Source organism: Candidatus Marinimicrobia bacterium CG08_land_8_20_14_0_20_45_22 (genome assembly GCA_002774355.1).
Taxonomy (GTDB): domain Bacteria; phylum Fidelibacterota; class UBA2242; order UBA2242; family UBA2242; genus 0-14-0-20-45-22.
Genome location: PEYN01000156.1, coordinates 1 through 1,635, shown reverse-complemented (window position 1 = coordinate 1,635; position 1,635 = coordinate 1). Strand labels below are relative to the sequence as shown.

1 protein-coding gene is annotated in these 1,635 nt (G+C 44.5%); it reads right to left on the bottom strand.

The window, feature by feature from the left end; genetic code table 11:
* A partial coding sequence (locus COT43_08875) for a hypothetical protein (protein ID PIS27759.1) occupies window positions 1–1,547 on the bottom strand: 1,547 nt, incomplete at its 3' end.
* Between the last annotated feature and the right edge of the window lie 88 nt (window positions 1,548–1,635).

Sequence of the window (1,635 nt, the reverse complement as noted above, 5' to 3'; positions counted from 1 at the left end):
TCGATCGTTCCGACCGTTGGATCGAGTACTTCCCACTGAATTCGGTTTCTGGCGATATTTTGCGCCAGATTATCTTCATCTGCTGTAACAAGTCCTACTGAAAAAACCTGAATCGTGTCGATCATGAATTCTTTCGGAGAAATACTAATCCTTCCAATATTCTTTAAATAAATCAATGCCGTATCTTTATAGGTATCATAAGTGATATAAACACACCCAGTATCGCCAACTCCGGATGCAGTCAGTTTTCCCGTTGATGTGATCGAACCGATATTCGAGTCCACTTGAAAAGACAGCTTCGCCGGATCGATGGTTACCGGGTTGAAGTTATTATCCCAACCCGTTACGTTGAACTGAAGCGGATTTCCATCGTAAAGCCGGTAATATTGCGGATCGACCTGAATGGAAGTCAGTTCTCCGACTGGAGCCGATGTAACCGCCATTAACGCATTTGATACGCTCCGCTCGGCGCCGGAAGGCGTATTTTGAATGATTCCGCGAACGACCATCGTTGTTGAACCTCCGCCATCCAAATTAATTCCACGATAAACGCCCAATCCAATCATAAAATCCGCCAATTGTGGCAATGACATGCCTTTGCTGGTCGGAATTCTACCATCAACGGTAACGAAATACGCCGTTTTTTCATCCTGACTAAATCCTACCGCCGTCCTCGGATGAAGATCAAATGCGTGGTCGGGTCCGCCCTCTTCAGCATAACCTTTAGCCGCATAATTCTGACCGTCTTTTACAATTTTCGGATAACCGCCGATCGCCTGCATGAGCTTCGGCAATGAAGGTAACAGGTTGACACAGATTTTAATCGTGTCGCCGGTAAAAACATGATTAGATAAAAATGTGCTGGAAGCGCCATGAGCCGATAAAACTGCCTTGCCTTTTGGAATCGACATGTTTCCAACGGCATTGACAATTGTGTCAACTAAACACAAAACAGTATCGTTGACGATCCATTGAGTCAACGGTTCAATCAACGCCTCTCTTCCCCAAACGTTCGTTCCGGTCGAACTTCCGTAAAAGGAATTGTACAGAATCATCTGGTCACGGTTTCGCGTTCCGTTGACACCATGGATTGGATTACTGCCAGTCATTGCAACGACCGAACCTGAAAGACTGACAATTTCGATATATGGTTTTCCGGTAATATCGACGCCAAATGTCGAAAGTCTGATCGGATTTCGCAAAACTTCGCCGTTGATCACTTGCGTATTGATCGGAATTTCTCCGTAAAAATCCCCATTAATCGCGCCGACGATCAAGTGACCATCCACCTGCTTGCGCGCGCTCATCTGACTGGTTCCTTCGTATCCGTACAGTCGATCTTTGGCTTTAACCGTTTCCAAATGAACATACGGATTAGAAAGGTCGATTTTCAGGACATTTATTGCGTAAGGAGCCGTCGGACAAATCATTTTCGTGTGAACAACGCCAGGACCGACATTCCGTACACTTGTCGTGATATACTTATTTTGCGCCGAAAGTCCGGCGGCCACCAATAAAAACGCTAAAACAACCCTAAATATTTTCATAATTCCGATTCTCCTTCCAAGTTATCAATTGACTCCAAAATCTATTTTTTTTCTTTCTTATTTCTTATGGAATTTGTTTTCTTCCGAT